This is a genomic window from Chungangia koreensis (assembly GCF_042651785.1).
Lineage (GTDB): Bacteria > Bacillota > Bacilli > Bacillales_A > Planococcaceae > Chungangia > Chungangia koreensis.
This window is the reverse complement of record NZ_JBHSEC010000022.1, coordinates 174561-197646: the sequence shown is the minus strand read 5'-3', so window position 1 is coordinate 197646 and position 23086 is coordinate 174561. Positions and strand designations below refer to the sequence as shown.

22 protein-coding genes and 1 pseudogene are annotated in these 23086 nt (G+C 42.5%); 5 read left to right on the top strand and 18 right to left on the bottom strand.

Annotated features, from left to right (window positions below):
• Window positions 1-4 precede the first annotated feature (4 nt).
• The 6 genes from ACFOZY_RS15690 to ACFOZY_RS15665 form a co-directional block, all read right to left on the bottom strand.
• Entirely contained in the window at window positions 5-1096 is a 1092-nt protein-coding gene (locus tag ACFOZY_RS15690) for a protein arginine kinase (RefSeq protein WP_378157210.1), read from the bottom strand.
• A complete protein-coding gene (locus tag ACFOZY_RS15685; protein WP_378157208.1) occupies window positions 1086-1628 on the bottom strand; it encodes a UvrB/UvrC motif-containing protein in 543 nt (180 codons plus the stop codon). Before ACFOZY_RS15685 ends, ACFOZY_RS15690 begins: the two co-directional genes overlap by 11 nt.
• A 42-nt stretch (window positions 1629-1670) precedes the next feature.
• Entirely contained in the window at window positions 1671-2141 is a 471-nt protein-coding gene (locus tag ACFOZY_RS15680; protein ID WP_378157206.1) for a CtsR family transcriptional regulator, read from the bottom strand.
• 213 nt (window positions 2142-2354) lie between these two features.
• The gene (locus ACFOZY_RS15675; RefSeq protein WP_378157384.1) at window positions 2355-3302 is read right to left on the bottom strand and encodes a nuclease-related domain-containing protein; all 948 of its coding nucleotides are present in this window, start codon (window positions 3300-3302) and stop codon (window positions 2355-2357) included.
• Between the two features lie 82 nt (window positions 3303-3384).
• On the bottom strand, window positions 3385-3975 hold the full coding sequence (locus ACFOZY_RS15670) for a YIP1 family protein (RefSeq protein WP_378157204.1): 591 nt from the start codon (window positions 3973-3975) through the stop codon (window positions 3385-3387).
• 179 nt (window positions 3976-4154) lie between these two features.
• Complete coding sequence (locus tag ACFOZY_RS15665) at window positions 4155-4415, bottom strand: hypothetical protein (protein ID WP_378157202.1); 261 nt, start codon at window positions 4413-4415, stop codon at window positions 4155-4157.
• 161 nt (window positions 4416-4576) lie between these two features.
• Here ACFOZY_RS15665 and ACFOZY_RS15660 point away from each other — a divergent pair, with 161 nt between their 5' ends.
• Window positions 4577-4969 carry a thiol-disulfide oxidoreductase DCC family protein gene (locus ACFOZY_RS15660; RefSeq protein WP_378157200.1) on the top strand — a complete coding sequence of 131 codons (393 nt, stop codon included), beginning with the start codon at window positions 4577-4579 and terminating at the stop codon, window positions 4967-4969.
• A gap of 138 nt (window positions 4970-5107) precedes the next feature.
• On the opposite strand, the pseudogene ACFOZY_RS15655 reads toward ACFOZY_RS15660, so the two are convergent.
• The 6 genes and pseudogenes from ACFOZY_RS15655 to ACFOZY_RS15630 form a co-directional block, all read right to left on the bottom strand.
• Window positions 5108-6205: pseudogene (locus ACFOZY_RS15655) on the bottom strand (ABC transporter ATP-binding protein); the annotation flags it as partial.
• Between the two features lie 18 nt (window positions 6206-6223).
• Window positions 6224-7078 (bottom strand): carbohydrate ABC transporter permease, encoded by an 855-nt coding sequence (locus ACFOZY_RS15650; protein WP_378157198.1) that lies wholly within the window; start codon window positions 7076-7078, stop codon window positions 6224-6226.
• Window positions 7075-7986, bottom strand: coding sequence for a carbohydrate ABC transporter permease (locus tag ACFOZY_RS15645; RefSeq protein WP_378157196.1), 912 nt, complete (start codon window positions 7984-7986; stop codon window positions 7075-7077). The genes ACFOZY_RS15650 and ACFOZY_RS15645 overlap by 4 nt, the downstream gene beginning before the upstream one ends.
• A 110-nt stretch (window positions 7987-8096) precedes the next feature.
• On the bottom strand, window positions 8097-9416 hold the full coding sequence (locus ACFOZY_RS15640) for an ABC transporter substrate-binding protein (RefSeq protein ID WP_378157193.1): 1320 nt from the start codon (window positions 9414-9416) through the stop codon (window positions 8097-8099).
• A 402-nt stretch (window positions 9417-9818) separates the two neighbouring features.
• Entirely contained in the window at window positions 9819-11744 is a 1926-nt protein-coding gene (locus ACFOZY_RS15635; RefSeq protein ID WP_378157191.1) for an SH3 domain-containing protein, read from the bottom strand.
• Window positions 11744-12316, bottom strand: coding sequence for a hypothetical protein (locus ACFOZY_RS15630; RefSeq protein ID WP_378157189.1), 573 nt, complete (start codon window positions 12314-12316; stop codon window positions 11744-11746). The genes ACFOZY_RS15635 and ACFOZY_RS15630 overlap by 1 nt, the downstream gene beginning before the upstream one ends.
• Window positions 12317-12487: 171 nt before the next feature.
• Between ACFOZY_RS15630 and nfsA the strand changes: the two genes are divergently transcribed.
• Entirely contained in the window at window positions 12488-13219 is a 732-nt protein-coding gene (nfsA, locus tag ACFOZY_RS15625) for an oxygen-insensitive NADPH nitroreductase (protein WP_378157381.1), read from the top strand.
• Window positions 13220-13467: 248 nt separating this feature from the next.
• Here the strand turns inward: nfsA and ACFOZY_RS15620 are convergent, their stop codons facing one another.
• Both ACFOZY_RS15620 and ACFOZY_RS15615 read right to left on the bottom strand, forming a co-directional pair.
• Complete coding sequence (locus ACFOZY_RS15620) at window positions 13468-16611, bottom strand: DEAD/DEAH box helicase (RefSeq protein WP_378157187.1); 3144 nt, start codon at window positions 16609-16611, stop codon at window positions 13468-13470.
• Window positions 16612-16708: 97 nt separating this feature from the next.
• A complete protein-coding gene (locus ACFOZY_RS15615) occupies window positions 16709-17374 on the bottom strand; it encodes an MBL fold metallo-hydrolase (RefSeq protein ID WP_378157185.1) in 666 nt (221 codons plus the stop codon).
• Between the two features lie 147 nt (window positions 17375-17521).
• Here ACFOZY_RS15615 and corA point away from each other — a divergent pair, with 147 nt between their 5' ends.
• Complete coding sequence (gene corA / locus ACFOZY_RS15610; RefSeq protein WP_378157183.1) at window positions 17522-18484, top strand: magnesium/cobalt transporter CorA; 963 nt, start codon at window positions 17522-17524, stop codon at window positions 18482-18484.
• Window positions 18485-18570: 86 nt separating this feature from the next.
• Entirely contained in the window at window positions 18571-19218 is a 648-nt protein-coding gene (locus ACFOZY_RS15605; protein WP_378157180.1) for a phosphatase PAP2 family protein, read from the top strand.
• Between the two features lie 12 nt (window positions 19219-19230).
• Here ACFOZY_RS15605 and ACFOZY_RS15600 read toward each other — a convergent pair whose 3' ends face one another.
• A complete protein-coding gene (locus ACFOZY_RS15600; protein ID WP_378157177.1) occupies window positions 19231-19878 on the bottom strand; it encodes an HAD family hydrolase in 648 nt (215 codons plus the stop codon).
• A 240-nt stretch (window positions 19879-20118) separates the two neighbouring features.
• Here ACFOZY_RS15600 and ACFOZY_RS15595 point away from each other — a divergent pair, with 240 nt between their 5' ends.
• On the top strand, window positions 20119-21177 hold the full coding sequence (locus ACFOZY_RS15595; RefSeq protein WP_378157175.1) for an LLM class flavin-dependent oxidoreductase: 1059 nt from the start codon (window positions 20119-20121) through the stop codon (window positions 21175-21177).
• A gap of 45 nt (window positions 21178-21222) precedes the next feature.
• Here the strand turns inward: ACFOZY_RS15595 and ACFOZY_RS15590 are convergent, their stop codons facing one another.
• From ACFOZY_RS15590 to ACFOZY_RS15580, 3 genes are all read right to left on the bottom strand, one after another.
• A complete protein-coding gene (locus tag ACFOZY_RS15590; RefSeq protein WP_378157173.1) occupies window positions 21223-21396 on the bottom strand; it encodes a hypothetical protein in 174 nt (57 codons plus the stop codon).
• Between the two features lie 110 nt (window positions 21397-21506).
• Window positions 21507-22418 carry an MBL fold metallo-hydrolase gene (locus ACFOZY_RS15585; protein WP_378157171.1) on the bottom strand — a complete coding sequence of 304 codons (912 nt, stop codon included), beginning with the start codon at window positions 22416-22418 and terminating at the stop codon, window positions 21507-21509.
• Between the two features lie 94 nt (window positions 22419-22512).
• Complete coding sequence (locus tag ACFOZY_RS15580) at window positions 22513-23079, bottom strand: LPXTG cell wall anchor domain-containing protein (RefSeq protein ID WP_378157169.1); 567 nt, start codon at window positions 23077-23079, stop codon at window positions 22513-22515.
• Between the last annotated feature and the right edge of the window lie 7 nt (window positions 23080-23086).

Here is a 23086-nt window from a genome sequence, read left to right as displayed (position 1 = left end):
CCCATCATTCCCCGCCAGGTTCTCCTTTTTTACGGTGATCCATTTGAAGTCGCTCACGGAACAATTTTGCTCGGAACACATCCCGTTCACGCGGTTTTAGTTCTGTACTTGCATATTCCTGCAAAAATGCAGGCTGCATGAAAATCATCAGCTCATTCAAAATTGACATATCGATATCTTGAATCATCTTTAAGTCTATCCCAAGACGGACATCAGACAGGCATTTGGCCGCTTCATCCGTCGATAAAAGCCGAGCGTACGAGAGCACGCCAAGCGAACGATATAAGCGGTCTTCCAACGCGGTAGGTGAATTCGTCATGAGTGTATGCCGCGCTGTGCGCTCTTCCTGAATGATTTGCTCCGCGATACTAAGCAAGTCGGTCAGGATGTCCTCTTCCGATTTCCCTAAAGTAATTTGGTTGGACACTTGATAGATATTTCCTAGCGCTTCCGTACCTTCCCCGTAAATCCCCCGAACAACCATACCAAGACGGGCAATTTGCGGGATGATCCTGTTCATGCGGTTCGTTATGGTAAGGGCCGGCAAGTGCATCATGACGGAAGCCCGCAGACCTGTACCTGTGTTTGTCGGACAAGTTGTCGCGTAACCGAACCGTTCATCAAAAGCATATGGCAAATCCTTTTCTAATATGTTATCAACCTGGTTCGCTTTCTGATAAGCTTCCATCAGTTGAAGGCCTGGTGATAACACTTGAATGCGGATATGGTCTTCTTCGTTCACCATGACGCTAATCGTTTCGTCGTCAGAAAGGATAACCGAGCCTGGACGATCAGGATTAGCCAACTGCGGACTGATTAAATGCTTTTCCACGAGCACCTGCCGTTGGAGCGGCTGAACATCGCCCATCTGCAAACTTGTGAAATTCGTATTTAACTCAGGACCCGCTTCCAGCAAAACAGCTGTTACTTGCTGATCGACTTGATGGGCTTCGTCTTCCGAAAACGACAGCGGCATCCGGTAACCCACTAAGTTACGTGCCAATCGGATCCGAGTAGACATTACGATATCGGCATGTTCACCTTCGCTCGTCATCCACCCGGTTACACCTTGTTTAATAAACCGTTCAATCGACATCTTTACCTTCACCTCCGTTATGGAGTTGATGTTCTAATACCCGTACTTCATCACGGAGCTTGGCAGCATCTTCAAAACGTTCTTCCTCGATGGCTGTCTTTAATTGAAGACGTAAATCCTCAACTTTCCGTTTCAAAGCATACGTTGCATTAAAACTGGACGGCACTTTCCCTACGTGTTTCACATTTCCATTATGGAGACGCTTAAATACTTGGGGTAGTTGTTCACTAAAGCTTTCATAGCAATGGGAACAACCGAATTTCCCACGATTCAAGAACTCACGGAACGTCATGCCGCAATTTTCGCATGTAACAGCTTGTTGCTGTTTCGGTGCAGTCGACTGGAATGCACCGGTCCCAAAGAAATGGGATAGAAATTGGTTAAGTGACAACGGATCATTGGAGTAATCCACTTGGATCGACGTCGAATGCGAGGCACAAACTTCGCACAAATGCCGCTCCGTTGCTACACCGTTCTGCATTTGTTTAATGACGACCGATACCGGCCGCTGTTTGCAATTATCACAAATCATATGGACGACACCTCTTTTATATGGATTGCATATGGCTGATGGTCATGACATTTCCTGATACTTCAACGCCAAAAGCATCGCATGCAAAATACGTCCGCGGATTTGATCTCGCTGAGGCAAATTCGTCAAAATGGTAGACCGATCCACTGCACTCAACATGAGCTTCGCCTCACGCTTCGTAATAACATCCTCACTAATAAGACGGTACACAATATCTTCAGCCGCATTCTGGGAAGCACCTTGCCGTAAACTGTCCATAATATGATCTAACAGATCGATCTTTGAATGCGGACGTACACGCAAAATACGGATGTAGCCTCCACCGCCCCGCTTACTCTCAACCAAGTAACCGCGGTCAGCAGTGAATCGCGTATTAATCACGTAATTGATTTGCGATGGGACGCATTGAAATCTTTCTGCAATCTCACTGCGTTTAATCTCAATATACCCGGTTTGCTCATCTTCAAGTATCTGCTTTAAATAACTCTCAATGATATCCGATGTATTCCGCATGATCTCACCTCAATTATTCTAAGTATTCGCCCGGCTGACTTTGACTATCTTTGACTTAATTATACACGCGGGTTGATGGATGTGCAAAAGAAATGCGTACTGGATTCGTTCGTTTACTTGCAAGTTCTTGTCGATTACTTGCAAGTTTTTGTCGAACACTTGCAAGTTTGTCCAATTTACTTGCAAATTACTGTCGATTACTTGCAAGTTCGTTTATTTTAGTCGATACGTCCGATTACGATAGCTTCCAGTAAAGGGAAGGTTCAATTCTCGTAATAATCTCGAAGAAGCTGAGATCGATTCAATCCTACAAAACTCGCGAAATTGCTTATTGGTTATTGTTTCCCCATAAAGGAGACGATAATCCTGTAAAGCACGAATATGGCCATTCTTGTCTCGCAGACCGCAGCGAGGGCATGTCCAGGTTTTCCATTCATAGTGCATTTGTACACGATCACATCGCGTGCACATGACACCGTTACGCAGCCTTTTAAAAACTGCTTCTGGAATTAGGGAAGTCGGGTAGACCATCTTAGGGGAGTGGATGGTTTGTAAATAGTCGGCAAGTTGCCGAGCTTGTCCCGGGGAAAGGACATCTTGGGTGTAATACTCATAGAGGTTGTCAAGTAGACGTTGCAATCCGCTTAAGTGAATTGTGATGATGCCGGGTACAGTTTTACCGATAATGGTGGATGAATTCGCGAAAACAACCGCTCCGATGATTGGCAATTGAATGCCCAGTCCATGTAGTAATACAGCACTCAACTTTCGGCGGTGTCGTTCGACCTGATCGGCAGGATTCGAGAGACCGATTGTCGGCTCGTCCTCTTTTCTTCGGGTAAACTGATGTTTCTCTTCGTCAAAGTTCACTTCGCCGGCAATGTTTTTCATTTCGACGATCAAGATGAATTTTCGGGAAATAAAGATGGTGTCTAACTGATAGGTGACTTCTTCGATTGGCAGATGAAGATCGTGCAGCAGATCAAATGGCTCCAAACTATCCAACAGCTTCCATTCGGCGTCTCCTCTCTGTTCACCAACAAATCCCGCTTGTCTTCGGCGGATCATCTCTCTGCTAGTTTCTTCATAGCTGTCACCTACCGGCAGGTATCGCCAAACGGCTTCGAGCAATGACAATTTCACAGGCTTTCCTCTTTTCATTACGTTCAAAAGCACTCCTCCTTCATCCACACCATAGCTCAGCCCTTCAATTAAAACAAGAGGCCCTTAAGTCAGGACCTCCTTAAATGAGACTAAAGAGAACGAGGATGATCAATAAGAGCACAGCCGGAATAATATGTACGATGATTGATCTCCAAATTGAAAGCTTGTGTACCTCGGCTATAGCCAAAATGTTAATGATTATGGACCAAATTCCAATCAGGTCCCCTATGTATAACAGGATCATCTGTAACGGGTAATCCGAATTTCCGTAAAATCCGGTAATATCTCCGTAAATCATATTCAGCGGGAGATTTATGAGTATTAAACCAATAATGGAAGGGATAAACGCCCACCCTGTTGCAATTTTCATCTCCTCTTTTGAACCGGTCCCGCCCAACCATTTTCCGATGTGGAAATTTAGTTTATAGCTGACCCACCAGATGATGAGTCCCATGATGCTTCCGAAGATTAATGCTGAAATCAGGTCTCCCCACATTTTCCCTCCGTCAGTTGTTGAGGGAGCAAATAAACTTAAAAATCCAAATAGAACAGCCAACCATCCAGCATATTTAACCGGTGTATATTCAATAACATAACGGAAAGTGCTTCTTGGCTTCACCATAATTCCTAACCATGGAAAGATTTTCGTTTTTTCATTTGCTGAATCCACTTTTACACCTCTTTCTCATATATATCCTACCAACATTTTCTATTTTCAGGAAGGTGAAAAAATAAAACTGCTCTGTACCAAACAGCACAGAGCAGCAAAGGGAACTAACGGATATGCGGAAGAGGGACATACCCGTTCTACAGTCCTTCTATCTTTGCTTTAGGTGGGGGTAAGGGTGATTAGAACGGGCGGCCGAATGGCGGGACGCCAAATCCCGGACCTGTCGCCGGTACTGGACGAGCTGGAACCGTTACATTTGATTGAGTGAAGTAATGACGAGGGATGTCTGCAAAATGCTGACGGTTTACGTTCACTATCGGATGGATGAAGGGAACTTCACGCGGGATAAACGAATCGAAACAACGGTATTGCGGCGGGCACACGACGGGGTTTGTACGGAGTGGCGCTACCTGGGTAGGACAAAAATTGTGCGGATACATATCAATCTCACCTCCCCTCGGGTTTTCTACATTAAATGCCAGCATCTATTATTCGGCAACGGACAATATCCTAATTCTCCTAAATTATTATGTAAATAGGCTTCATTTTCTTTCGTGCATAGTATAATTGAATAAAGGGACGCCAAATAGGAGGGGAGCCTTTGGAACGAATCGTCTTGTTCGATGGAGTATGTAATTTTTGCAATAGCAGCGTGCAGTTTATCATTAATCGCGACCCTGCGGGCAAAATTCAATTTGCCTCCCAGCAAAGCGTGGTTGGCGAAAATCTGATGGCCGCTCACGGCATTACGGGAAATGATAGCATGGTCTATATAGAGGATGGCCAGGCGTATACAAAATCGACAGCTGCCCTTCGCATTGCTAAGCATCTCACTATGCCATGGTCAATATGTTCCGTTTTGACTATATTGCCGCTTCCAATCCGGGATTCAATTTATAGTCTAATCGCAAAATACCGCTATCGTTGGTTTGGCAAGCGTGACAGTTGCATGATCCCACCTCCTTCGATCCGCAACCGGTTCTTGCATGACTAATTCAGCAACTAAACTACTAAAGCTGCCAGTCCCCTTCTTAGGCTGGCAGCTTTTCCATTACACATATCGTAATACAGGTTTTGTAGTGTATTTTAGTTCACGTTCATTAGCAACTTTAGCTACGCCATGTTCGGATGCTTTTATGCGCATTCCGCTTTCAACATCGAAGAAGTGTGCGCTATCCATTTCAAACCCGAGCATGACTTCCTCGCCAGGTGAAACAATTGTTCTCGACTCTACTTGGGCAATGAATTCTTGAGAACCGATGGACGAATATAATAACATATCGGAACCAGTTAGTTCAGAAACAGCAATTTTGGCACGGAGCGGCTCATAACGAGACCCTTCATTTCCTGTTTGCAGTTGGATATGTTCTGGACGGATACCCATTACAACTTTCTTGCCGGTGTAACCCATTGCATTTAAAATGGCCATTCTCTCATCCGGCACCTTCAGCTCGAATCCCTCTGAAACAAAGCGACCATCCACAATTGTCCCATTGAAAAAGTTCATGGACGGCGACCCGATGAAACCTCCTACAAACACATTCTCAGGGAAATCATACACTTCCTTCGGGGTTCCGACCTGCTGGATCACTCCTTCTTTCATAATGACAATCCGGGTGGCCATCGTCATCGCTTCTGTTTGGTCATGGGTTACATAAATAGATGTCGTTTTCAGTCGCTGATGCAGTTTGGCAATTTCTGCGCGCATTTGGAATCGCAACTTGGCATCCAAGTTCGATAACGGCTCGTCCATTAGAAATAGTTTCGCTTCCCTGACAATCGCTCGGCCTAATGCGACACGTTGCCTCTGCCCCCCGGACAATGCTTTCGGTTTCCGTTTCAGCAAATCCTGCAATCCTAAAATCTCAGCCGCTTCACGAACACGGCGATCGATTTCTTTTTTATTCGTTTTGCGGATTTTCAATCCGAATGCCATATTATCGTAAACCGTCATATGCGGGTACAATGCATAGTTCTGAAACACCATCGATATGTTCCGATTGGAAGGAGGCACGTCGTTCATCAGTTTCCCATCCAAATAGAATTCGCCAGATGAAATTTCCTCAAGTCCTGCAATCATCCGAAGCATTGTAGACTTCCCACAACCGGAAGGGCCGACCAGTACAATGAACTCCTCATCTTTGACATGCAGGTTAAAATCCGTCACTGCATTTGCATTAACCGCCTTATCATACCGCTTATTTATATTCGTTAAGACTAACTCAGCCATCATGCACCCTCCTTATGATCATTTTCCACCTGATTGAAGATTGATACCTTGAATAAAGTACTTCTGGAAGAAGAAGAACAAGATGATCACTGGCAATAAAACTAAGAGTGACCCAGCCATCAAGTAGTTCCACTGTGTACTCATTTCTCCCTTGAATACTTGGAGTCCGATTTGGAGCGTATAGAGTTTCTCATCATTCAAATATAGGAGCGGACCCAAAAAGTCGTTCCATGCACCGTTGAATGAGAAAATCGCTACAGTAGCCAGAGCCGGCTTAGTCAGTGGTATGCCGATTTTTCTCCAAATATAGAAATGGCTGGCTCCTTCCATCCGAGCGGCTTCAATCATCTCATTGGGAATCGTCATATAAAATTGCCGCAGCAAAAAGATATTGAACGCGCTGCCGAAAAAGGCAGGCACGACTAATGGATAGTAAGTATTCAACCAACCTAAGTTGGCAAATAGGACATACTGCGGGATTAGCGTAACGAACCCCGGTATCATCATCGTTGAAAGGACAATGGCAAATAGGACATTCCTTCCTTTGAATGGGATCTTCGCAAACCCGTATGCCACGAATGAGTTCACAAATACTTGACCGATGACAACCAAGACGGTGATTGTCAACGTATTGATCGTATACAGATCAAAAGGCGCAGCTTCCCAAGTTTTGATGAAGTTCTCCCAATGCCATCCTTCCGGAAAAAAGGTAGGAGGAAAGCTCATCACTTCTTGCATCGTCTTCAATGCCGTTGAAATCATCCACCAAAGAGGGGAAAGAAATAGAAGACTTCCGAGACAAAGCAAAACGAAATTGGCAATCTTCAATACCTTATTCCTGTTCGTCATACTATCAAAATAAGATTCTTTCATCGTTTCGACTCCCCTTCGTAATGCACCCACCGAGGAGCAAGCTTCAGATTAATCATTGTTAGGATAAATACGATGATGATTAAAATCCAAGACATAGCCATGGCATATCCCATATCAAACACTTTGAATGCTTTATTCCACATATAGTAGTTATAGAACAGCAAGGAGTTTGCAGGTCCGCCAGTGCCGTTCGACATGACATATGCTTCCTGGAAAATTTGGAATCCACCGATTAAACTTGTCACAACGTCAAAGAAAATAACCGGTGTAATCATCGGCAGAGTAATATAACGGAATTGCTGCCATCTGCTCGCTCCATCAATTTGAGCCGCTTCATAGAGCGACTTCGAAACGCCTTGGAGGCTTGCTAAATATAAAAGCATTCCGCCCCCTACTCCCCAAAGCTTCATGAGAATCAAAGAGGGCTTTGTCCATTCCGGATCGAACAGCCAGTTTGGCCCATCAATACCGAACCAGCCTAATGCCATATTGACTAATCCTGTACTCGGGTCTAATAGTTGCATCCACAAGAGATATACACCCACACCGGATAAGACAGCCGGAAGGTAATAAATCGTTCGGAAGAAACGCATGCCTGGAACGTCCTGGTTGAGGAGGACGGAAAGTAAAATTGCACCGATGGTGGTGAGAGGAACAGAAAAAGCTACATAGTAAAGAGTGTTCCAGAGAGAGGTCCAAAAGAGCTGGTCGTCGACGAACAATTTTTCGTAGTTTCGAAGCCCGACAAAGTCCATTTGGGACGTAATATTGTAATTCGTAAAGCTGGCAACGAGTGAAAATAACAACGGTCCAGCTGTGAAGACAAGGAAGCCGATGATCCACGGAAGGATGAAGACATAGCCGACAAGCCCTTCCTGCCGCTTATAGTTGAATTTTTTCCTTTTCATTTCTCAAACTCCCCTACAGTTATAGCTTGAACTGATTTTCTATAAAGAGAAAGATAGAGAGCATCCCGCTCTTCCAGTCATCACTAGAAGAGCACTGCTCTCTCACCCATTTATTTGTTTTCTTTTGCAAGGTTTTCAACCGCTGCCTGCGCATCCTTTAATGCCTGTTCAGGCGTCTTCTTGCCTAATAGGACATTATCGATTTCCGGATTCATAAGAGTCGGGAAATCCGGTGCAGAAAGAGGATACGGCGTCAATAATGTATTCGGCATGTTATCCACAGCCAATTGGTACACGACCTGGTCTTTCTCAGGCAGTTCCGAACTTTTCGCTGCCGCTTCTGCTGCTTCGATATTGGCTACATTGTCATAGTTTTTAACAGCCCAATATTCCTGAGCTTCTTGATCCGTCAAGTATTTGATGAACTCCCATGCTTCTTCCGGATGGCTGGAGCCTTCAGGAATTTCAGCTACGAACCCGCCTCCCCAGCTCGTGTGGCCACTACCTTCCTCTTTTTCAGGAAGCATTGCTACACCGAAATTGAGGTCCGGAGCATAATCACGGATTTGTGTATAGAACGTAGGCGTATTCACAAACATCGCTAACTTACCAGTGAAGAATGGATTCCCTTGCTGACTATCAATTTGGGATTTAACTGAATTGATGACATTATCACCATAATGGTTCTTCCACTCCACTAACCAATTGAGTGTCTCAAGGTTAGTCTCCGTATCGATTTGTACTTCGCCTTCTTTGCTGACAAAATTCTCACCACTCGCATTCAGCATCCAAACATCATAGTTGACACCGAACAAAGGGTAGAAACCTAAACGTTCATAGTTTTCGCCGTTCTTCTTATCCAATTTAGCTGCATACTCTTCAAGTTCAGCCCATGTTGTCGGCGGTTGTTCTGGATCTAAACCAACTTCCTCGAAAGCATCTTTGTTGTAATACAAAATACGTGTATCTGTATTAAATGGAATTCCATAAGAATCCCCTTCATATAAGGTTGATTCCCAAAGTTCAGGATAGAAACGATCAGAAATATCGTCCTTCTCTAAGAACTGGGATAAGTTCATTGCTTGCTTTTTCTGTCCACGGAGTGCAGTTGCATTGATGTCGTTAATGACTACATCAGGTGGATCGCCTGCTGCAATTGCCGCAAGTTCTTTCGTCCATATATCGCCCCATGGTACAAAAGTGTGTTTAACAACGATTTGATCTTGGGAATTGTTAAAGTCTTCAACGATTTTTTCAATTACCGGCCTTCTGATTTCAGAACCCCAAAATGTCCAAAAATCTACAACAACTTTCCCATCAGCTTCTGCTTCTGCAGCCCCATCATCTTGTTTCCCCGTTTGGAAGCCTGCGCAGCCTGAAAGGATGAGCAACACAGACAATAACGAAAACAGCCATCTCTTTTTGTACAACTCATTCTCCTCCTAAAATAATTTCTTAAAATAGCAATGCACTTCTGTATTCCCCCTCACCTTTAAGATCAAAACTCATTTCCAAAGAAACTTCGAAAGTCGAAGAGAAAGGCCTAAGGTAATGGATTTTAACATAAGCAAAAAGCCCTATTCCGAACTGACGGAATGGGCTTATAGTCTCTATCCAACTTATAATGTAGTTTTTTGAAGGTTCGAAAGTATGCCCTTGAATACCATCATGAATGGTTATGTTTGAATAATTCATGAATCACAGAGCAAATCCATAGCGGGCAATAAGCCAGTCAACCTTGGGGTAAAAACAATGATTTTCCTAATTATATCTGCTCTGCCAACGGACAAACATATAAAAGTCTACCTCCCCGTGGAGAAGTAGACTTTCTCTTATTGCGCTATGTTCTCTGTAATTTTACTGCTAATCCATCCGTCTTTTCCATCTGGCAGCTTCACCAACAGCCAAGTACGATATTCGCTGTCAGTGGCTTCTTTATGCAAGTATTCCAGCTGGATAGACTGATCAACGGAATCAACAATTGAGCTGCTAAGTGACGGTTCAGAGCGTACATTGGCATATTCTGTATTAATCATTAAATAAATCGGTGCAGTTGCGACTATTTCAGTCTCTGCCTCGGAATTATCTGCAAATAGACTAATCCCTTTTGCTTTTTCAACGATTTCATTACCGTATACAAATCCACCTGTTCCAACTCCGATTGCCAACACTGCTGCTACTAACCATTTCTTATTTTTCGTCAAAGAAGTCTTAAACGAATGGAACAAAGCAGAACGGTATTGGAACTTGAGGAAGTCGGTTAAGGAGTCGGGCCTTCCGATCGCCTCATCGATTTTAATGAGCTCGCGGATTTGTCGTCTCTTCAAGCTTCCATCCAAAAATTGAAACTCAATTTCATATCCACATTGAATGTACAAAAAATTTTCTAATAAATAGAACGCTTTTAACTCATCCGTAAAAGCTTCCGCATCTTTAGTTGTTTCCCCTAAATAAGACCCATCCCGCTTCCAACGCTTACCCACTCTTTCCAAGTACTTGTGAGCTATAAGCAGATCTTCAGTGCGGTCTCGTTTGAGGGCTTCTTTAATGAACCGGAACAGTAAATCACCTGTTTTTGAAAAGTTAGAATCAATATTTTTGTCCAAAACAGTTAGCGGCATATCAGAATACAGCTTTTTCACTGTAGTATAAAAACTATCATAATGCCCATTTTGATATTCCTCTAACAAAGCTTCTTGGAAAGAAAGGTAATAGTATAAATGCGCTTCATAGATGGCTGATTTCCCACCATACATTTCTGTACGGGCTGCAACAGGTTGACTCTTAACCGTAAGGTAAAGCTCTTGTGAAATTCGGATCGCGTCCTTCCACAACTTCTTGGTTAGCAACTGTTTTATACCTGAGACTGATTCACGAAGCCACTTTTCCGTTTCTTTACGTTCTTGGCCATTTAATTCGAGTGCATAATCTTTACTTAAAAGGGCCATTTGACTGAAAGCAATATTCAGCTGATTCAGTTGGTCGTTTACACGAAGAATTGTTCCACCGTACAGAGCCGCCATAGCTAAACGATAGGTCTGCTCCAGCGTTTGCAAAAAACCGTAGAAGTGATCGACATACTCATCCCAGTCTTCAAACACATTGTCTAAAGAATCACTGATTTTGGATTGATCACTCCCGCCCATCAATGCGCCAACTCCAGCACCAGCGAACGGAATACCGACAAGCAAACCAAGTACGGAAGCTGTTCCTTTAATGAATGCTTTATCCTTCGCACTTTTCGCCACAGAGTCAAGTGTCAATGCATACCTGCCCACAGATTCTGCATAGCTCTTCAACGCGTGAACGATGTTGTCCACGCTATGTAAAATGCCATGTTGAATTCCATTGAAAAATTCAGCGGGATATCGATATCGCTTAAACAGTTCCCCGTACTCGCCTAATGACATTTTTTTGATGAATTCAGCATAATCCTTTTCAATCTTCTTAAATTGAAGAGCCCTTTGCAAATCGGCTGATACATGCGAGGGATCCGTCAATTTAAAAAACTGTTTCAGAAAGTAATCCCGATCTTCCTTGGAAGGTTCATCCGGAACTGATTTTTCCAAACGATCCAATTCCTCATACCGTCTTCGAAGATGATTCCACACTTGCTCCATTGCCTGATCTGTCAACAACTGTGAATAAGCATTTACTTCGTTGTACACCTCTTGATTGAGTCTGTTTTGCAAATCTCGATCAATGGCATTGTATTCCCGTACCGGATTTTCAAAATATTGATGGATCTGTTTAGCCATTAGAATAGATCCAATACATCGAGACCATCTACCATATCAGTAGCTGAACCCAAATCAGCCGCCGAGATTTGCGAAGAAATGGCATCGACTTCACTAAAGGAATTTTGAAGATCAAACGGTTGTGAGTATGTATATGTATCAGCCATTGATGAAGAAAAAGTTACTTGAGTGCTTCCGAACAAGTCTGGTGAAGTAGTAAAAGAATTGCCTGCTGACCCAATTCCGTGAATGCCGTCACCTGTAAAGTTGGGGCTGACAGTCCCGATCACATCCCCGCCTTGAGAAAAATTTTCGGTTCCAAAAATAGAAGGTCTACCCACGATGTCATTCTCAATGCCCGGCAAGTCCAAAGTCGTACTTCCATACACATTTTCATAAAGATGGCCCGTATCCCCATCTGCATATGAGACAGTAGCACCTCCGGCAACACTTGGTACGATATTTACAACCACGTTTCCACTACCGTCCACAAGAGTTAATTCGTTAAAAAAACTCTTTTTTATGAATAATGTTTTCGCCAATAACGGGTCATTCTCGAACATCGAGGTTAGCAATGCTGAAGTATATTCCATATGTATTCTCCTTAAAAATTATAAGTAGGTCTAAAGTCTATTATAATTCTATTGTTTATAGGATGGAATACCTTTAATTTGAAATATTAGAAATTTGCTATTTTCATTCCCGAATGAAAGCTTTGGTTGTTATTGAGATAAAATGATATCCTTACAGTCGAGGTGAACCATATGATCATTGATACGTTGAAGTCTCATTCATCTGTCCGAAGCTATACGGATTATGAATTGACAAAAGAAGATGTAGCGGAGTTGATCGAGGCAGGGCAGCATGCGGCAAGTTCCCATTTTGTACAAGCGTATTCTGTCATTTGGGTCAGAGATCCAGAAAAACGCAAACAACTTGCCGAGTTGTCGAAAAACCCAAAACAGATTTTAGGAGCAGGGGCAGTCTTATTGTTTTGCGGTGATTTTAGCAGGCTTAAAGAAGCGGCAAAACTGCATGGTAAAGATATTGCCGTCGGACCTGCTGAAAATCTGTTGGTAGCTTCAATAGATGTAGCATTATTCGCCCAGAATGTAGCGGTCGCTGCAGAGTCCAAAGGTTATGGAATTTGTTATATTGGCGGAGTCCGTAATGCTCCATCTGAAATTAGTCAGTTGTTCGGACTTCCTAAAGGAGTTTTCCCTGCTTTCGGCATGACGATTGGCGTACCCGCTGAGCGGAATGAAGTGAAGCCTCGTCTCCCGTTAAATGCCATCCTTCACGAAGATGGTTACGAACAGGACAAATATCCGGAAATCTTAAAAGAGTATGATCAAACGATGAATGATTATTATTTAGAGCGCGGGTCAAACAATAAAAACACGAATTGGTCCGAACAGATGGCGGACTACTTGGAAAAACCGAGACGGCTTCATATGAAAGAATTTTTAAAAGAACAGGGATTCACGTTTGATTAAAAGTAGGAAGGGGCTGCCTTCTAAGCTTGTGCTTAGAGAGCAACCCCTTTTTTGTTTACTACCGATTGTGATGCGTTTACTACCGATTATGCTTTGTTTACTACCGATTATGATGTGTTTACTACCGATTCTTCTCCGTTTACTACCGATTATGCTTTGTTTACTACCGATTTCATTAAAAGGAGGTGCATGGCCCGTTATTCTGTTTAATAGCCATTATTTCCGGAAGAAGATAGTACCGCAAATAATCAAATAATACTCTTATTCGCTTTCGGAACTAACTTAGGGGGCATTGGAACGTGAAGTCTCCAAATAATACTGACTGGTTGACTTCCTTCATGTTGTACATAGTCAGCTGTTCCTAAAAAGACATAGGGAGCCGTATACCCATCTTCCTTTCGGTATTCTCGTACAAAAAGGGCAATCTGATGTCCCATTTTGCGATGATTGAAGTATCGAAAAGCCGTCTGGCTCGTGTCTGAAGTACGACTTTGTGATTGCCAATGGAATAGGTAATCGCTGATTGCATAATCTTCATACATTGTTGACGGTGAAAAGTCCTTATCTGACTTGTTAAGTGTAATGAAGAGCGCATCTATCTTTTGTTCCTCGAAATGCTTAACACCTTCTCGGAAAGCCGGCTTCTGTTCATCATCGAAGTATCCGAACGCTGCCATAACTTGATCAGTCGTATAATGAGCATGAACCCGAAGTGGATTGACGATTGCAAACGGAGATGGCTTTTCCACAAAATCGATACTCTGATAGCGAACAGTTAGTACACTTTTAATTTCTTCTTTCAAAATTGAATCCCGTAAGAGCGTTTGAATTCCCTCTTCAGTCGATCGAAAACCCTCTCTTTCAGGTGCTTGAAGGAAGAAGGAATAATAAAGCATAGCAATCATCTTTCGTTCTTCTTCAGTTCGAACTTGCCCATCCTCTAAATACTTTAAATAGAATCGAATGAGTTCCGCTGAATCCAAATGGAAGAGTGAATGGATACGCTTGGTAACAACCTCTTCAAATGGAGAACTGAAATCCTGAGCAACTCCTGCCTCGACTTTCATTCGTTCGAACAATCGATTCTTTCCGTATAATTCAGGGAGTGTCAGATGATGATACTTCATGAAATTCGAAAGCGTTAATGCTTTTTTAGTATCTTCCTCGAAATGCTTGATCTTGTTCAATAGGCGGGTTTTTGTATTTTTGGTTGCTTGAAGACTCCTTAATACATATTCCTTCGCCTGTTTTTCTATTTTCATAAAGCATCCCTTCGGCAAGAATGAAAAACCATTTTCTACATAGTAACGAACGGAATGTCGGGTATTTCCAATTAACGCCCGAAATTTATCCTCAAAGGAATATTCTTTATGTGCTTGTCCAACGAAGTCCAAAACAGTCAGGCATTCCTTTTCTTCCGCCAGACGAAGACCCCTTCCCAACTGTTGCAGGAAAACAGTTAAGCTTTCTGTAGGTCGTAAAAACAATATCGTATTCACTGATGGAATATCGACACCTTCATTGTAAAGATCCACTACAAATATGAAACGTATTTCCCCACTCTCTAACTTCCGCTTGGCCTGATTGCGTTCCTCTTGAGGCGAGTCTCCGTGAAGGGCAATAGATGGGAGGCCCGATTGAGTAAAGAAAGAAGCCATATAGATCGCGTGCTCAACCGACACACAAAATCCAAGTCCCTTTACATCATTGAAGGAAGCTACATAACGTCTCAAACTACTGACGATATGCTCACTTCTTCTGCGATTATTCGTATAGACATTAGACAGTTCTCCTATGTCATAGCCCTTTCTCGTCCATTTCAGCTCCTCCAAGTCCACCGTATCGGTTACGCAAAAATAGTGGAAGGGGCTTAAGAGCTTACGGTCAATTGCTTCCGTTAGTCTCATTTCTGCAGCTATTCGTCCATCAAAGTGGACTAAGATATCCTTTCCATCCATCCGCTCCGGTGTTGCAGTTAATCCTAAGAGAATCTGTGGTTCGTAATAAGATAACAGTCTTTTATAACTTGGCGCTTCTGCATGATGGAATTCATCCACAATTATGAAATCATAAAAGTCCTTTGTCGTTTGAATGTCCATCCGTTGACTATTCCAGCTTTGGATACTCATAAACAAATGATCAATCGAAACGGGCCGGTTACGTCCTACGAACAAATCACCAAAGTTAGGGTCTTTCAAGATTGCTCGGAACGTCCCTAAGCTTTGTTTTAAAATCTCTTCCCGGTGGGCGACAAACAACAGCTTTGCATTTCGGTTGGCTTGTAGGAATCTTTTAAAGTCAAATGCGGATATCACGGTTTTACCAACACCAGTAGCAGCAACAACTAAGTTTTTATTTCTCCCGAATGTAATCCTCTCGGAAGATAATTGTTCTAATATCTCTTTTTGATAATGATAAGGTTGAATATCTAAGTAATACTGCTCCTGTTCTTCTGCAGCAATTGGCTTTTTCAACGATTCCTCTAATGTGATCCAGTCATCAGGATTACCTACTCGTAATTCCTTAAATTCAGGGTCATTCCAGTAGCTTTCAAAGGTTGCCTCAAACTTTCGAATAATATCAAACGAATCTTTTTCGGTTACTTTTAAGTTCCATTCAAGCCCCGAAGTCAAAGCAGGATTCGATAAGTTGGAAGAGCCGATATATGCTGTACTAAATTTTGTGTCTCTCTTAAATAGATAAGCCTTCGCATGCAATCTTGTTCGTTTCTTATCAAATGAAATACGAATTTCTGTATTAGGCAATTTACTTAACTCTTCAATCGCCTTATAGTCGGTTGCCTCCATATAAGAAGTGGTAATTACACGTAATTTCCCACTCTTTACTTCCGTGAAGTATTTTAACTCGTCTAAAATACATCGTAATCCCGACCACTTAATGAAAGAAACGATCCAGTCAATTGAGTTGGATGAGACAATTTCCCTTTTCAATTCCTCCAGCATATTAGGCTCAGCATGGGAGCCGGTAAATAATGAGCTTTCACTTAAAGGCGTAACCGGGCGTATTGGTTTTTCACTGTGCAAGAAATAAGTAGTATTCAACTTATTATAAATTGAAGTTAGTATTTCTCCTTGTTCTTCTATTTGAAGATCTTTGATTTCATCATTCTCTAAACGATCAGAAAGGGTGTTGATGATTTCATTGCAGACCCGGATTTGGTTAAGTAATGCTTCCGGCTTTTCCTCGCCAGCCTTGTCCCGTATGTAAGACAATGCTCGTCTCGTTACAGTAGAAATATAGGAGGCAAGCATTTTTCGAGCGTCATCCGCATCTATTGCATCCCTTTCAATGACAAATTGTTCTGAAGAAATGGCATCTAATTCTCTTTTCAGTCGATGTGTAATTATTTCTTCGTAAATTCCTTCTTTCATTTTCATCCTCCTTCCCATTCATCATCGATTAGATCTACATTAACAAAATGTTCCGAGTAATAAACAATACTTTTGTTAAAGAGCCAACTCTTTTTCCCTATCTATATTTCGCACTATATTCCTTCATCTGTTCAGCGGGGTTTAAAACTGCGTTCCCATGGCAAACTTCGATTCTGACCGGGGTCAATTTCGTAATGATTGTACTACTTTGCAGCGCTTCTTCCATGTTGCCTGTAAAGATTTTCATGGGTGGCCGAAGTTCGCCTTTCTTCGAAGTAAACAGGTCTCCTGCTAATAGAACCTGATCTTCCTCATGGTAATACGCTACATGGCCTGGTGAATGACCAGGTGTGAAATATGGAGTGAGTCCGCCTATCTTGACTAAATTTCCTTCAGTATCTGTCGGAAGTGGTTTAGCTAACCCTTTTGGTAGGTTGGCTTCCAGTTTCTTTCTTCGAGGATACACGAGGTCCCCTTGCAAGTATGGGATTTCAATTTCATGTGCATAGACCGGCACGTTACATTGTTCCATTATTCCGGTGACGGCTCCTGTATGATCGCCATGTCCATGTGTGAGGAGGATTCGATTGAGCGGCCCAAGATTCAACTTCCCAATTGCTTTCATGATGCCTTTCGTCATGTATTTCATTCCCGTATCCACCAACGTTACGCCTTGATCGTCAACTACGAGCCATACGTGGATCGGAAGCAACAACTTCGAGGAGATACTCCAAATATGTTCAGAAACTTGTTCTACCTTCATTCCTCTTCCTCCTTCAATCTTCTTTCAAATCTGTACAGTAAAAAAGATTGAAAAGTTTCATTTTCATCTTGGTTATTTAACTTTTAGTTAATCTTTTCTCGTTTAAGGGAATAACTTTCACAGAGAAGAAATAAAGGATGATACTAAATGCTCCATACATTAGGCTATACGACGACAGGCGAGCTACTCGCTGACTTTCCATTAGAGGAGATACATACACAGGATTTCAAATGGTTTTGGGTGGATTTTGATCAGCCGACTGAAGAGGAAAAGCTATTGTTGACTTTGTTCTTCCGTTTCCATCCGTTGGCAGTGGAGGACTGTTTAAATCGGTTGCAAAGACCGAAGTTGGATTATTATGATGACTTTTCCTTCTTTGTCTTTCATTCCATTTGTAATGACGATATGGAAGCAGAGGAGCTGGATTTGTTTTTAGGGACGAATTTCGTTGTGACATTCCATCTTCAGCATCTTCGGGAGATGCAGGATGCCCGTGAGCGCATCATGCGAAATCCAGAGAAATTCGAGTACGGCCCTAAGCTGGTGGCTTACCAAATTGTGGACCAGGTTGTCGACGAATACTTCCCCATTCTCTATAAAATTGAAGACCAATTGAATGAGATTGAGGAATCTTTGTCTCCATCGACTGTCCATTTGTCGATGGATTATGTATTTGATGTGAGGAGCGACTTGCTCCGTTTGAGAAGAACGATTTATCCGATGCGTGACCTGCTTTACCGGATTTTAAACTCGGAGCGTCTTGGATTGAATACGCATGAGCAGATCTATTTTGGTGACATATACGATCATCTGTTGAGGTTAAGTGAAATGGTGGATTCCAGCCGAGAATTGACAGCGGACATCCGAGACAGCCAACTTTCCATTAATTCCAATCAGATGAATCGGATTATGATGATTTTGACTATCATCTCGTCCATTTTCATACCACTTACTTTCATCGCGGGGGTCTACGGCATGAATTTCTCCAATATGCCAGAGTTGCAGTGGAAGTATGGCTATTTCATCGTAATGGGACTGATGCTCCTTATTTTCGTTGGAATGCTCCTTTGGTTCCGGCATAAAGGCTGGCTGCGTATCTTCAAATCGTAGAATCGCGTATTCATCATTTTCTTGGACAAATAACCTCCGACTCAAATACATACGTTTTAAAAAGAGGAAAAATTGGAGGAGTTGTATTGAAAAGATATTCCATCCGTCTGCTTGCCGCTTTTGTAGTTTGTATAGGACTTGGAATTTTGTTTGGATATTTGGCTTCGATGATCAGTGATCGCTCCATCGACCGATTCGATACGGCCATCATTGGTGCAATACAAGGATTGGAGACACCATGGCTGACGAAAATGATGCAATTCATCACGATGTTCGGATGGGGATTACCGGTCATCATCCTTTCGATCGGCGTGATCGTCCATTTAGTTTTCATATTGAACTATCGCCGACAAGCTTTCCTATTTTTTATAGTGGTTGGAGCGACTCCTCTCCTGAATATTGTTTTAAAGGCTTATTTTCAACGGGAACGACCGATGATTCACCGCATAATGGAGGCAAATGGATACAGTTTTCCGAGCGGTCATTCGATGATCGCCTTCAGCTTTTATTCCATACTTGCGTATATCCTTTGGAAAAATGTCAATAGTCGAAACGGCAGAAAAATGCTTGTACTCGTTTCCGGTTTCATGATTTTAGCCATTGGAATAAGCCGAGTTTACTTAGGCGTCCACTTCCCTAGTGATGTTCTCGGCGGCTTCCTTGTTAGTGCAATCTGGGTCATCTCCGCACTCGCGGTATTCAGATGGCTGGAGAGGCAAAGAAAAATGGTCTAATAATGTTTAAACTTAGTTAGCTTTCAAGGTGCTCGTTAGTTCCTTAAAATCACGAATGACGAGATCTGCTTGAGCGAGTTCATCTTCGTGGGCAAAGTCGAAATGGCAACCAACCGAGAACAGCCCATTTTCCTTGCCAGCCTTAATATCAGATAATCGATCACCTACCATGGCACCGGATGTAACCGTGTATTTCTCTATAATTGTCCTTACAAGGTCTGACTTGTTTAACGACTGGATTTGCTCAATGCTAAAGGTTTCGGTCACCCAGCGATCCAACTGATAATAGTCGACAATTGCCTTCAAGTATTCCTTTTTTCCATTACTGGCGATGAAAAGAGAACCTGACTGCCGTAATTCTTCAAAAAGCTCTTCAACACCGGTATAGAGGGCACCTTGTCCCGATTTAATGAGCGCTATCAACCGATACAAGAAATATAGATCTACTTCCTCATGCATAGTCTCACTATGCATGGGGAGTAACGTTTTCCACACGACCGGAAGTGGGACTCCCATAATTTCACGGTATTGCTCAATCGGGGTTTCACCTGACCATGAATCTTTTTCTCTTAAATGTTGAAAGGTCTCTTCAAGCGCCTTTTCTAATATAGTATTCGTCCGGAATAATGTTCCGTCCATATCAAATATATAAGCTTTCATCTCAATCCCCCTGTTCTCTCTATTTATAAACGATACAATCTTCATATTGTTTCACAAAATGAAAAGAGTTAGAGGCCAGCAATAATATGCCGGCCTCTAACTCTGGGTACTCATGACTCTATCATTCACAGAAAGAGATTGAATTATACATTGTAGAAGTCCATTTTCTTTTATATGGAATAAAAAACGGTCATACTATAGTTTGAATTCAAACTAACTGCAATGAAAGAGGTGCTATCTATGGAAAAATACCGGATTGATCCGACAAAAGGAATGGAGTTCGGCCTCTATACATTAGGTGATCATATGCCAAATCCCCAGAGCGGAGAACGGATTTCCTCTCAACAGCGTATTAATGAGCTCATCGAATTGGCGAAATTGGCTGACCAAGCCGGAATCGATTTCTTTAGTGTCGGGGAGAGTCACCAGGAATACTTTACAACCCAAGCCCATTCGGTGGTCCTTTCGGCCATCGCTCAAGCGACGGAAAACATAAAAATCGCAAGTTCTTCTACCATTGTAAGTACGTCAGATCCTGTACGTGTGTATGAAGACTTTGCGACGATTGACCTGATTTCCAATGGGAGAGCTGAAATTGTTTGTGGCCGGGCGTCCCGTGTAGGGCTTTTTGAATTATTGGGCTATGATATCCGGAACTATGAGGAACTGTTCGAGGAGAAATTCGAGCTTTTATTGAAAATAAATGAAGAAGAAGTGGTGAACTGGAGCGGAAAGTTCCGGGCACCGCTAAAAGATGCACAAATCCTTCCACGACCGTTAAATGGCTCGATGCCAATATGGCGGGCAGTCGGGGGGCCTCCTGCGAGTGCCATCAAAGCTGGACATGCAGGTGTCCCTATGTTCCTTGCGACATTGGGCGGTCCAACCGAAACTTTTAAACAGTCGATTGACGCCTACCGTGAAGCCGCAGAATTAAGCGGGCACGACTCGCAGCAACTTCCTGTAGCAACTGCAGGTTTCTTCTTCGCAGCTGAGACAACTCAAGAAGCTTTGGAAACCTATTATCCGTATATTAATGAGGGGATGAAACTATCAAATGGTCGAGGTTTCCCTTGGTACTCGTTCATGCATGGAGCAGAATCTGATAGCGTGATGAATGTAGGAAGCCCCCAACAAATCATAGAAAAGATTCTATATCAGCATGAAGTTTTCGGCCATCAACGTTACATCGGACAAATGGATTTTGGTGGAGTTCCATTTGATCAACTAATGAAAAACATCGAGTACATCGGCAACGATATCCTACCCGCCATTAAAAAGTATACGGCCAAGAAATAGACAAAAAAAAGTGCTTTAGCTCTTGTTATGAGTTAAAGCACTTTTCTAATGATATTCCTCTGATTGTCTATTTGGATTAATATCTGAAATCGCTTCTTGTATCAATGTGATATCTTCGGAGATTTTGCGTTTAATGAGGGGGTGGTTACAACGCTCATACTCTTCAAGTAACAATTCCAGTTCGCCAGTGAAGATCCGATACTCGTAGATGTCTCTCATGGCCAACTCCCTTGTGTATAGTTATTGTTACAATTATTACTACCCAATTAAGCAATAGAATAACCAATATTTTGCAGAAAAAGTATATTAATTTCAAAGAAGGCCTGGTTTTACTTTGTTTTCAACTCATTAAAGACGACATGTACGTTTCTTTTAAATCCATCCACACCAAGCCAATCGGCATAGTTTGTGGGAATGCGAATAGTTGAAAGGTCATTTTCCTTTTCTAAGACTATTTTACGGAGATGATTTAAATACTCTATTAACAAATTAATTTGCCCTTTCTGAACAATACCACCATGCCCCGTTACAATCAGTTCAATTTCAAGCTCAGAGAGTTTTTGGAGGTTCTCCAAAAACATTTCCGAATTGTATATAGGTGGGTGTAGTTTTTCTAACACGAGGTCTCCCGCAAATAAGATTCTTTCTTCCGGTAAGTAAAGGACCGCGTCGCTTTCAGTATGGCCTCCTCCGAAGCAATAGCACTCTACTCTGCGGTTCTCTCCTTCTAATACGAGCTTCTCCTCAAAGAGATGATTGGGAGGAATGATTTTTAGTTCATCGATCGCTTCAAGTACCTTCGTCATTTCATGCAACTGATTGGTGACACTGCTTTTGGCAATGGAATTTCTTTCGTTAATCAGACGATTTTCCAATTGCTTCAAATAAGCTTCCATTTCCATCTTCTCTGTTTCGAGGTCGCCAATTCGATTCTTTTCTATATGGAGGTCTCTCGTTTCAGGAGTGGAAATGATGATAGCATCCTGAAATAGTTGGTTTCCAAATGTGTGGTCACCATGATAATGAGTATTAAAAACATACTTGACCTTCTTCTGTGTCAGTTTCTCGGCAGTCTGCTTTAGAGCCTTTGCCGCGTCTGGAGTCGTAAATGTATCAACAATCAGCACTTCTTTTCCTAAATCGATGATTCCGGAATTGCTCATTGCCCCGGCACCAGGTTTGGCTATGACAGCATATACACCATCCGTTAGTTGTTTTACTTTGAAATATGGAGTTTCCACCTTGTCACCACCTAAAACGATTTATGCTTTCTTCAATATTGGTGAATAAAAATCCTTCAACTATAGAAAAAGAAACCGGAGTTTTTCCGGTTTCTTATGACTTCCGTCTTCTTAACACGTACACTACTCCAACTACTATGACTAAGGCTCCGCCGATGAGAAGCCATATGCTGCTATTTGAGAATGGCCCCTTGCTTGTATCGATGACGACGTCTACTGTCGGCTTTTCCCCTTCTCCTAACTCTGTTAGATCATCGGTAGCTGCTGATAATAATGCAGTCCGTGAACAAAGACTGGCCCTCAGTTGATCGTCATCCTTGGATGCGTATATGATATATTCTTTGTTGACCTCGAATTCGAATCCACAGCTGGCCGAGCTTCTTTCGGTGACTACTACCACTTGGGACTCGTCAATCCCCTTCCAGATTTCATCGACTGCAACGACTACTTCCATCGGATCTGCGCTGGAAAAAGTTAAGCCAGTTTTGTTGCGATCCACGATTTGAATGACTTTACCGGTAAATACTGCCCCGCTTCTTGCCATTTCTTCAGTTGGAGGCCCAGGCATTGCACAGGAGCAAGCATATGTGACAGGAGCAGAGAAATTAACTAATAGTGTAAAGGTTAAGACTGACAGGATTAATAATCGGATGATTTTCATGGTGTTC

What these genes read in the sequence shown, in the direction of transcription:
- ACFOZY_RS15690 (WP_378157210.1), bottom strand. Translation starts at nt 1,096, where the DNA reads ATGTCGATTGAACGGTTTATTAAACAAGGTGTAACCGGGTGGATGACG.
- ACFOZY_RS15685 (WP_378157208.1), bottom strand. Translation starts at nt 1,628, where the DNA reads ATGATTTGTGATAATTGCAAACAGCGGCCGGTATCGGTCGTCATTAAA.
- ACFOZY_RS15680 (WP_378157206.1), bottom strand. Translation starts at nt 2,141, where the DNA reads ATGCGGAATACATCGGATATCATTGAGAGTTATTTAAAGCAGATACTT.
- ACFOZY_RS15675 (WP_378157384.1), bottom strand. Translation starts at nt 3,302, where the DNA reads ATGAAAAGAGGAAAGCCTGTGAAATTGTCATTGCTCGAAGCCGTTTGG.
- ACFOZY_RS15665 (WP_378157202.1), bottom strand. Translation starts at nt 4,415, where the DNA reads ATGTATCCGCACAATTTTTGTCCTACCCAGGTAGCGCCACTCCGTACA.
- ACFOZY_RS15650 (WP_378157198.1), bottom strand. Translation starts at nt 7,078, where the DNA reads ATGAAAGAATCTTATTTTGATAGTATGACGAACAGGAATAAGGTATTG.
- ACFOZY_RS15645 (WP_378157196.1), bottom strand. Translation starts at nt 7,986, where the DNA reads ATGAAAAGGAAAAAATTCAACTATAAGCGGCAGGAAGGGCTTGTCGGC.
- ACFOZY_RS15635 (WP_378157191.1), bottom strand. Translation starts at nt 11,744, where the DNA reads ATGGCTAAACAGATCCATCAATATTTTGAAAATCCGGTACGGGAATAC.
- ACFOZY_RS15630 (WP_378157189.1), bottom strand. Translation starts at nt 12,316, where the DNA reads ATGGAATATACTTCAGCATTGCTAACCTCGATGTTCGAGAATGACCCG.
- nfsA (WP_378157381.1), top strand. Translation starts at nt 12,488, where the DNA reads ATGATCATTGATACGTTGAAGTCTCATTCATCTGTCCGAAGCTATACG.
- ACFOZY_RS15620 (WP_378157187.1), bottom strand. Translation starts at nt 16,611, where the DNA reads ATGAAAGAAGGAATTTACGAAGAAATAATTACACATCGACTGAAAAGA.
- ACFOZY_RS15615 (WP_378157185.1), bottom strand. Translation starts at nt 17,374, where the DNA reads ATGAAGGTAGAACAAGTTTCTGAACATATTTGGAGTATCTCCTCGAAG.
- corA (WP_378157183.1), top strand. Translation starts at nt 17,522, where the DNA reads ATGCTCCATACATTAGGCTATACGACGACAGGCGAGCTACTCGCTGAC.
- ACFOZY_RS15600 (WP_378157177.1), bottom strand. Translation starts at nt 19,878, where the DNA reads ATGAAAGCTTATATATTTGATATGGACGGAACATTATTCCGGACGAAT.
- ACFOZY_RS15595 (WP_378157175.1), top strand. Translation starts at nt 20,119, where the DNA reads ATGGAAAAATACCGGATTGATCCGACAAAAGGAATGGAGTTCGGCCTC.
- ACFOZY_RS15590 (WP_378157173.1), bottom strand. Translation starts at nt 21,396, where the DNA reads ATGAGAGACATCTACGAGTATCGGATCTTCACTGGCGAACTGGAATTG.
- ACFOZY_RS15580 (WP_378157169.1), bottom strand. Translation starts at nt 23,079, where the DNA reads ATGAAAATCATCCGATTATTAATCCTGTCAGTCTTAACCTTTACACTA.